Origin of the sequence: uncultured Gilvimarinus sp., from assembly GCF_963972205.1 — a bacterium.
Classification (GTDB): Bacteria; Pseudomonadota; Gammaproteobacteria; order Pseudomonadales; family Cellvibrionaceae; genus Gilvimarinus; species Gilvimarinus japonicus.
The window spans coordinates 1-9,264 of record NZ_CAXAUC010000026.1 but is presented as its reverse complement, the minus strand read 5'-3'; the positions used below and the strand labels follow the sequence as shown (position 1 = coordinate 9,264).

Genomic DNA, 9,264 nt, shown 5'->3' with positions numbered 1-9,264 from the left:
TGCCGTGGTCAACGTGACCGATGGTGCCCACATTGACGTGGGGTTTATTACGTTCGAACTTTTCCTTCGCCATTGCGAGCGCCTCCTCAACTAGCCATCAAACAAGCCGTTTATTTACACACAAAAACAGCCGCGAAAGCACTTCTTTCGCAGCCAGAAAATGGAGCTCTTGAGCAGATTTGAACTGCTGACCTCACCCTTACCAAGGGTGTGCTCTACCAACTGAGCTACAAGAGCTTTAAACCATAGCAACTGGAGCGGGCAGCGGGAATCGAACCCGCATATTCAGCTTGGAAGGCTGACGTTCTACCACTGAACTATGCCCGCTGACTTCTTGCTCCGCGTAGCACTCCTGCAAAAAGCAAAAGAGCCTACTAGCCGCGACGACTTATGTCGCCACCGCACTAAGCGGCAATAAAATGGTGCAGGGGGGTGGATTCGAACCACCGAAGCTTGCGCGTCAGATTTACAGTCTGATCCCTTTGGCCACTCGGGAACCCCTGCCAAAAACAAGCCGGCATTGTCCGGCTCTGGCCTACTACTGTCAACCGGTTTTCCTAAGAAATTCACCTGCTTACAGCAATAACATCAGAGAAAATGGAGCTGGCGAGAGGAGTCGAACCCCCGACCGGCTGATTACAAGTCAGCTGCTCTACCAACTGAGCTACGCCAGCATTTTCTCTAAGCACGTCTCAACGTGGAGGCGGGATTCTAGAGAAACTTTTACGTCGACGCAACACCTTGACAGTATTTTTGTTGTTTCTCGATGCCATTTTCTGACTCCAGCAACTCAACCCAGGCTTTCTCGGCTATTTTTTGACCTTGATTGGCATCCAGCACCACCCAAATCTCTTTATGGGTTCGGGTGATTTCTTTCACTTCCGCGGCGTAACCAAGCTCGCGCATTTCCTGCAAACGGGCCTCCGCCAACTCTTGCCGGGTAAACATGCCAAAAGAAATGCCGTTGGCAAGCTCGCCGCGAGGAATCATATAACTGTCAATCTGCTTAGCCTGAACCTCATGCAGACGTGCGAGCGCCTCCTTACGGCTCGCTTCCGGCGCCAAATACACCCAATAGCCGACCCCCTCGGGGACGTCCAACTCCCGCACCCGCGCGGCCACCTCAAGCGCCTGCAGATGCTCCACAAGGTATTCGGCCTGCAACAGCGCCGGAAACGGCCCAACCATGTCGCACAGAGCGCCCTGCTCAGCCACTCGACCAGAAGCCGGCGCTGCCGGGCCACCCGAGCCCCCTCGACGCCCACTCAGCCGCGCCGGCTCGACGCTGCCCACCGCGGCCTCAGTCAGCAACTGCAAGCGAGCGGCGCCGGTAGCCACCTGGCGCGCGGTCGGTGCATCGGCAACCGGCGGCCGCCAAACCGTCAACTGCAAAATAAATACAGCGACGTTTACAGCCAATAGCGCAAAAAAAATCAACCTCATGACAACCTCGTCGCCTATTCCTTTAATTTGACCACCACACCGCAGCCGCTCGCTAACCCTGACCTTGGGTGAAATAGCGCTCCAAACCAATAAACAATAACTCAGGCTCACTAGAGCCCTCAGCCAAAACACGCTGCCAAAAGTCGCCGTCGCCGCCGGTAAACAACAGCAAAACCGGATCTGCCGGACAGTATTCCGACAAGGACAACCGTCCGGTCTCTATCAAGCCGCGCCCCATTGCAACGAGGGCGGCCTCTATCGCCGTGGCACTGCTATCGCCGGGCGCCACCCGACCACGCCGCTCAAAATTCACCGCTAACGCTTGCGACTTGAGAGCCAAAGACTGCTGCATAAGTGTTAGGCCCGGGGCAATATAACCGCCCCTATGACGACCATCAGCGCCCAACAAATCAACGGTTAACGCCGTACCCGCATCGACCACCACAGCAGGCCCCACAGACAACTGACGCGCGCCCAACAGGGCCAGCCAACGATCGACCCCAAGGGTGGCAGGCACTTGGTAGCCATTCACCACGCCGCCCGCACTCGCCTGCGCACTCGCAAACCGAGCCCGAGGCAAGCCGTAAGCCGCAAGCGCCGCCTGCAACGACTCAGACTCCAGCGCGACTACCGAGCTTACCCATACCTGCTGTAGCGCAAGCCCTTGCAGCCATTGATAGTCGCCATGATTGCCAACTCCTGACTCAAGAGTACGACCCTGACGACGCAAGCGCCATTTAATCCGAGAGTTGCCTATATCAACCTGTAAAATCATGAGCTAGATCTCAAAGACACCTCGCCACCATAAATCAGCTGCTCACCTGTGGCGCTCGCCAACCGCAGCGCGCCACTATTATCCACCCCAATGAACGTTCCATGGGTTTCTTGAGTCGCCGTGAGAAGCTTCACAGGCTCGCCTAAAAAAGCCGCTCGCGCCATCCAGCGCTCTCGCCAATGGGCAAAGCCTTGCGCAGAGTATTGGCTCAGCAGGGCCGCCAGCTTTGTCAGCACGCAGGCGCATAACTCATTACGGGATATTTGCGCCAACCCCTGACGCTGCGCCAATGATGCAACATCAACCCACGGCTGATCGATTTCAGCGGCCGAGGCCTGCGACATCTCTACATTAATACCAACACCAACTACCAAGTGACAGGCGCCAGCCGGATCGCCGCTCATCTCCAACAAAATGCCAGCGAGCTTTTTATTGTCCGCCAAAACATCGTTTGGCCATTTGAGTGTGACACCGCTAAGGCCAAGCGATTCGAGCGCATCTGCAATGCAGACACCCACCGCCAAACTCAAACCTTCAAGTTCCGCCGCGCCACCATCAAAGCGCCACAGCACCGAGAAGTACAAATTGCGCGCAAAGGGGCTAACCCATGTACGCCCACGTCGTCCGCGACCGGCACTTTGCTGCTCGGCAATACACACAGCCCCCACAGGCAGCCGATCGGCCGCCGCCATTAAGCGCGAGTTCGTTGAGTCAACCAAAGGCAACACCTCGAGCGTCAAAGGCGGCCCTCCCTTTGCTAGACGAGCGTTTATCGACTCAGCGCTCAGCAGCTCTAAGCCGCCCGGCAAGCGATAGCCGCGACCTCGACTAGAGTCCAACTCCACCCCTAGCTCTGCGAGTTTTTGCAAATGCTTCCAAACCGCCGTTCGACTGACCCCCAACAATTCACCCAGCTCACTGCCGGAGTGATAGTCACCGTCGGCCAACAGCGCCAATAAATTCTGCAATTGATCCTGCTGCACTAAACAGCCTCCGCCTGATAAATACGACGATAGCGCCCCGCCCGCAAACTGGTCAGCACCTCGTAGCCAAGCGCCTGATTTCGAGCGGTCAAAACATCCAACGTCAAAACATCCGGGTTAATTACCTCAATCGTTAACCGCTCCCCATCGACCCAGGCAGACCCACCGGCCAATGCCGCCGTCACATCAAACACTGCACTGTCCATTGACACCCGCCCCACAACCGGCACTTTTACTCCACGGCACAAACCGTAGCCATCAGGCCCCAGAACTCGATGCAGCCCGTCGGCATAGCCGCCCGCAACAACCGCGAGAACCTGACCTTTACGGCCACCATACTCCGCGCCATAACCCACTGAGGCCGACTCAGTTAGCGTCCGCAGCGCGATAACAGGCAGCGTCAAACGAACCACGCCAGACACCGGCGATGCACTTTCGGGTGAAGGGTTAAAGCCATACAAGGCGGCGCCGGGGCGCACTAAATCGGCATGATAATCTCGCCCCAGATAAATACCGCAAGAGTTGGCGAGACTCAACAAAAGGCCTGGCTGCAACTGCTTGGCGCGCCCACCCAAGGCAAAAAACGCATCGCGCTGTCGTTTATTTTGCGGGTTAGAAGTATCGTCCGCGACAGCCAAGTGGCTCATTAACAAAACCGGTGACAACGCCAGCCAGCGCGCCTCATCGGCCAGCAATTGCTCGAGCTCACCCGCCGCCAGCCCTAAGCGTGTCATTCCGGTATCAAATTTCAGCGCCGCCGGCGCAGCAGTTGCACTCAAGCCCGACTCCACCCGCCAACGGAGCCAGCGCTCAACGGCACTCAGGGAGGACAACACTGGCACCAGCCGATGCCGAACAGCGTCCGCTTCGCCCCCCACCGGGACACCGCCAAGCAAATAGCAGTGAGCATCATCACCCAATAAAGGGCGCACGCTGACCGCCTCGGTGAGGGTCGCAAAAAAGAAGTGCCGGCAACCCGAGCGATAGAGTTCGGGGCCAATCTGAGCCGCACCCAGACCATAGGCGTCGGCCTTGATAACAGCGGAGGTAATAGAGGGGTGCGCATGGGCCGCAATCGCTCGCCAATTGGCGGCGACAGCGGCGACATTAATGGTCAGTATTCCGGTATTTTCGTTCATGGGCACGTCGGCAAGGCCAAACGCGCATAGTTACAAAACTAACCGCTAAAATCCAGCGCTACCGCCCGCATCCTTGCGGACGTGAGTTAACGCTTAGTGATTGGCAAACTCATACAGCGTGTAATAAGCGTGCATCGGCGCTGTTGATGCAGCGTCAAACAAGCCCGCTGGGTTTAACGCTATATGATAAACCCGAGCCGTTTGCTGCGGATGAACAACATTTTGCTCAGTATTGTCCAGAGCGACGGTAAACGATAAACCATCGGCGGCCGGCGACACAGTGAATGACTCATCGCGCTTGTCTAGCTCGGGGGAGCCATAGTCGGGGGCATCGCGGTACACCCACGAGTTAACCGCCAACGCTTGCGATAAGGTATCCACATCACGTTTGTTGAGCTTCTGCGTCAAACGCACCTCAAAGCCATCTTTTGTGGCCGCTACTGTATCGATAGCAACCGGGGTCGTTTTGCCATCCCAACGAATGTGCTGCAGCGCGGCCACGTGCCCACCCTTAGCCTGCCAGCCACGGCCTGTCTGACCAACCAGCAAGCTATTGTCGGGCAAAAACACTCCGCGCATCACGCCCGACGCCAAGCCCGACATAAAAGGCATAACAGCCCCCTGACGATGCTCACCGACCTGCTCGGTGGTAATACGCAACAAGTTGGACTGGGTTTGATCGCCCACCAGCATTTGGCCAGCAAAAGGGCCAAACTTACCGTTAGTGGTATCCCACACAGGGTGCCCCGGGGCGTTGGCCACAATATTGTGCGGCAGCAAAACAACCGCGTCTTCGCGAGTATCTGCAACCTTATCCCATTGAATCTCAGGCGAGTCAGGCTTCATGCCGGGTAAATCCACCAAAGATGAAGGGTGACCGTAGAACTTACCTTTCTCAAGCACAAACAACTTAGAGGTGCCGACAAATTCACCTTGGTTATCGGTATACCAAAGCTTGCCTTCAGGCCCGGTCGCAAGACCCGCCGGACTGCGCAAACCGCTGGCAAATAAATCGAACTCGCCATCGGGCTTAACGCGAACCGACCAACCACTCAAGCCGCCCTGACTACCCATAAAGTTGCCGCCCGCTTTATAAACGGCCTCATCGGCGTGGGCTAAATTAAGGTTGATATAATAGGCACCGTCCGTATCGCGCGCAGGGCCGTGCATATAAGTGTGATAGTTGCCGTGGTAACTGTGCGCATCAAACAAGGTGGTGAATGAATCACCCATACCATCGCCATCAGTATCGGTAATACGGGTCAATTCGGCTTTTTGCCCCACCACTACTTGCAGGCCGTGCTCATCTTCGATTTGTACGCCCAGGCTATCAAACAAACCTTCGGCAAATAACTGCCACTGACCGTCTTTAAGGCGCCAAACTCCGGCAGTGCGCGTCGCCACAACAACGGTACCATCTTTAGCGACGGCTAAGCCGAGCGCCTCAAAAAGCTGGTCTCGCCCATAATTATCTTGCGGAGGAAGGTAATTTTCTATGCTGTAACCTGCGGGTAACTCGGCCACAGCATCAACTGTACGCAGCGCCTGTTGGCGATAATCAAAAGAGGATGGCTCGGGCTTCCAGGCCGTATCAGCAACCAACACCTTGGCAGTAAGTTCGGCATCAGTGGCACCCGCAGGCAAAGTCCAGACGCCATTATCAATAGCGCCTACCGATACCCTAGCGTGCGTCAAAATCTGAGGGTTAATGCGGAACGACTGCGGCTGCTTTAACTTTCCTGCGACCGAAATATTAGCGTCGCCATTGGCCGCAAGCGCCGTGGTCACACTCAGCGTATTTTGCCCGACCCGATAGCGAAAGCTAGGAGCGGCCGTCGGACTTGTCGATGGACGCTGGTAACCTAAAAACTGTGCGTTCACAGCGGCGACATTATCAAGGTGATCCGCATCGGACCAGAGCGACTTTTTAATGGTTTCGGTATCGTGCCAAACAGCATCTTTAAACGAAAAATCGATTAAATTCCCGTCACTATTGAGCGGCGCAAAGAGCAAACCTGAATCACCCAAGCTAATAGCACGCGTCTCGAATCCGGTTTTTAAGCCGTCACCACCACGATTGCGTAACTCTCCCGAGGCGTCCAGAAAGCCACCTTGCCAGAGTTTAACAATGCCCAGCACGCGTGGATCAAAACTGTAATTGATAGCGTTAGGTTGTCCCACATGAATAGCGCGCGCCGACATACCTGCCATCGGCCCACGCTGAATGCGCACGGTATCATCCACTAAGAGCTGTAAGTCATCCGTAAGCGGGTCATATTTTACCGGGCCGCCAGCGTCGACCAACTTAACCGCTGCACCTTGCTCCCACGCACTGTTTAACGTTTTTAAATAATAACCGATTGCGTCGAGCTGTTTATCGGCTAAGGTTTGCTGACGATACGGAGGCATAATAGGCATAAAAGACTCGCCATTTTTATCACCGCCCTCATGCACAGCCAGCTCCGCCGCCGGCGTGCGCACACTGCGGTGCAAATAACTCTCGTCGGCCTTAATCATAAAGCGGTGGTTCTCCCCCGCCTCAATGATTTCCCGGTCTCGCGGCGTCTTTTTAAACAGGCCAAAAAGATTCGGGCCAGTTTTCATAGAGGTATCGTCAAGGTCAACGGCGTGGCATTCTTTACAGCCCAGCGATTGAAAGCCTTTTTTACCCAAGGCGACAAAGTCAACAAGCTCCGCCTCATTGGTTGCCTCACCACTTTTCTCGGGCAATATTAAGTTGGCAAAATCGGCAGGTCGCGTACTCATACCGCGAATAGCCAGCGTACCGCTTTCGACATGAATCATCGTTGGCCCACTGGTAGTCTCCCAAGGATCGACCGAACCGACACTAAAGTTAGGCAGAATGGTGTTACGCTGCACAACCTTACCGTCGATCGCAACTTCCAATAGCAAAGCATTGTCCACTTTGTTTGACGCCTCGTCGTAACGGGGTGCCCGAAACCTAGCTGTCAAGGTATGCCACTCAGTGGGAGACACCGCGACCGATTCGAGCGGCAAGACGCCATCAACCAGCTTTTCCGCGTCGTTATCCCAGCGCCCACTAACAGCCCCAGCACTCTCACTTCCAAGCTCTCCAGCGGCCCCATTGGCGGTTAATTTAATGGCGTAGCGACCTTGCAAATACACACTGGCGTTCGCGCTGGCGTTTACCATATAGGTAAGACTCACCACTGAGTCACCCAGGTGAACATTAGTTAACAAGTTAGCTGGAGAGTCGGTAGCATTAACAACGGCTTGCCCATCACCTTCTTCGATCAGGGTTAATTGCGAACCATTTGCCTCAACGCCGGCGCCTCGACTCCAACTATCGTTATCTTCCAAGTACCGGAAGAATTCACTGTCACTTGCAGCCGCCGACGCGCCTGCAGATGCCACCAAACAAAACAAAGCGATGGCTGATGTAATTATCTTCATGCTGGGCTCTCGTATTCTTTTATGAGTTAAGCTGCCGCGCTGAACGGGCATGTGAATATTCGCCGATCGTTACAGCGGCCTCACCCAAATATTGCGAAACTTAGCGGGATTACCGTGATCTTGTAAGCGTAATGGCGCACAGCCGTGAGCCTCATAAGGCGGGTGGCCAATCCAGGCCGTAGGTCCTTTAATCTCTACGTGGTTTTGCACCAAAACACCGTTATGCAATACCGTAACGTAGGCTGGTTCAAGCAATTTACCGGCATCATTAAACTCAGGAGCCATATAAATAATATCGTACACGTTCCAATCGTTTAGGCTTTTAGTTGCATTCACTAACGGTATATGCTGTTTATAAACCGAGCCGGCCTGGCCATTGACGTAAGTATCACCGCCAAACGAGTCCAATACCTGGATTTCATAACGTTCTTGAAAAAATACGCCGCTGTTACCTCGACCTTGGCCCTCGAGCCCTTCCATATCTTTTTCGGCTGGCGACTGCCACTCGATGTGTAGCTGCACATCGCAAAAATCCTGCTTGGTGCGAATATCGCCACTTTTAGGATTAGTCACCAACACATCTCCTTTAATAACCCAGGGGGCGGATGAATCGTCATTCGCTGACTCCCAGGCATCCAGATCAGCACCGTCAAAAAGGACGGTGGCATCGGATGGCACACCAGCGGCGCTCACCGAAACCTTAGCCGGCACCGGCTTCCAAACTTCTGTCGCCTCAGCTTGTTGCCACGGCTCCTTCTCCGCAGAAACGGCTGCGCATGCGGTTAACGCGGTCAAACAAACCGCAGATAAACGTAAACAGGGTTTGATCGAGAACTTCATGGCATTGTCCTTTGTCGTTATTAATAGAATTACAGGCGAGCTAAGTATAGTTAGCCTCGTCCAGCAAAGCATTTAGAGATACTCGTATTAGCGCGCACAAACATCATATACTCAACACTTTTTATATATAGAATCGTAAAGGCTCGAACCTGCAAATTGTAACCGGTTACAGATCAATTAATAAATATAAATTTCAAACAATCACGTGTTTTTACGATTGTTTGCACAAGCAAGTAAAGGGACTTTAGCAATCAAATACGAAGCAAATAGAAGATGAGATACTGACTTTCAAGCCTGTAGCACCCATAAGTGACCAGCAAACAAACGCTTGAGACTCTTGATAAGAGTTTATTCAGCCCGGCATTTTTATCAGAAAGCACGAGTACTTTGAGGTTGAGCCATTTGAGCCAAAGGGATTCAATAATGCCATGGGCGCGTGCGAATTACTCGAATGTGGGGTGGTAGGACAACGCAGGAGCCGTTGTCGAGAGCGCCACGGAAGGCGCTCATCACTATGACCGTAGGCCATCGGCAAGCGTGAATAATACCCCATAAAGAAAAACGCCCTGCAGGGTTACCTACAGGGCGTTTAGATTAGAAGCTTGACGATGACCTACTCTCACATGGGGAATCCCCACACTACCATCGG

The 9,264-nt window shown here is 54.0% G+C and carries 6 protein-coding genes and 4 tRNA genes; all 10 read right to left on the bottom strand.

Annotation, left to right across the window (positions count from 1 at the left end):
- Nucleotides 1–161: 161 nt before the first annotated feature.
- The 10 genes from AACY82_RS17640 to AACY82_RS17595 all read right to left on the bottom strand — a co-directional run bounded on the left by AACY82_RS17640 (nucleotide 162) and on the right by AACY82_RS17595 (nucleotide 8,615).
- Nucleotides 162–237, bottom strand: a tRNA-Thr gene (locus AACY82_RS17640).
- 16 nt (nucleotides 238–253) lie between these two features.
- Nucleotides 254–327, bottom strand: a tRNA-Gly gene (locus AACY82_RS17635).
- Between the two features lie 93 nt (nucleotides 328–420).
- Nucleotides 421–504: transfer RNA gene (locus AACY82_RS17630), tRNA-Tyr, on the bottom strand.
- A 94-nt stretch (nucleotides 505–598) separates the two neighbouring features.
- Nucleotides 599–674, bottom strand: a tRNA-Thr gene (locus AACY82_RS17625).
- A 49-nt stretch (nucleotides 675–723) separates the two neighbouring features.
- The gene (locus AACY82_RS17620) at nucleotides 724–1,443 is read right to left on the bottom strand and encodes an SPOR domain-containing protein (RefSeq protein ID WP_339618171.1); all 720 of its coding nucleotides are present in this window, start codon (nucleotides 1,441–1,443) and stop codon (nucleotides 724–726) included.
- Nucleotides 1,444–1,495: 52 nt separating this feature from the next.
- Nucleotides 1,496–2,218 (bottom strand): type III pantothenate kinase, encoded by a 723-nt coding sequence (locus AACY82_RS17615; RefSeq protein ID WP_339618170.1) that lies wholly within the window; start codon nucleotides 2,216–2,218, stop codon nucleotides 1,496–1,498.
- Nucleotides 2,215–3,201 carry a bifunctional biotin--[acetyl-CoA-carboxylase] ligase/biotin operon repressor BirA gene (gene birA, locus AACY82_RS17610; RefSeq protein ID WP_339618169.1) on the bottom strand — a complete coding sequence of 329 codons (987 nt, stop codon included), beginning with the start codon at nucleotides 3,199–3,201 and terminating at the stop codon, nucleotides 2,215–2,217. The genes AACY82_RS17615 and birA overlap by 4 nt, the downstream gene beginning before the upstream one ends.
- The gene (gene alr, locus AACY82_RS17605; protein ID WP_339618168.1) at nucleotides 3,201–4,340 is read right to left on the bottom strand and encodes an alanine racemase; all 1,140 of its coding nucleotides are present in this window, start codon (nucleotides 4,338–4,340) and stop codon (nucleotides 3,201–3,203) included. Before alr ends, birA begins: the two co-directional genes overlap by 1 nt.
- Nucleotides 4,341–4,433: 93 nt before the next feature.
- Entirely contained in the window at nucleotides 4,434–7,775 is a 3,342-nt protein-coding gene (locus AACY82_RS17600; protein WP_339618167.1) for a family 16 glycoside hydrolase, read from the bottom strand.
- A gap of 69 nt (nucleotides 7,776–7,844) precedes the next feature.
- A complete protein-coding gene (locus AACY82_RS17595; protein WP_339618166.1) occupies nucleotides 7,845–8,615 on the bottom strand; it encodes a DUF1080 domain-containing protein in 771 nt (256 codons plus the stop codon).
- Nucleotides 8,616–9,264: the final 649 nt, after the last annotated feature.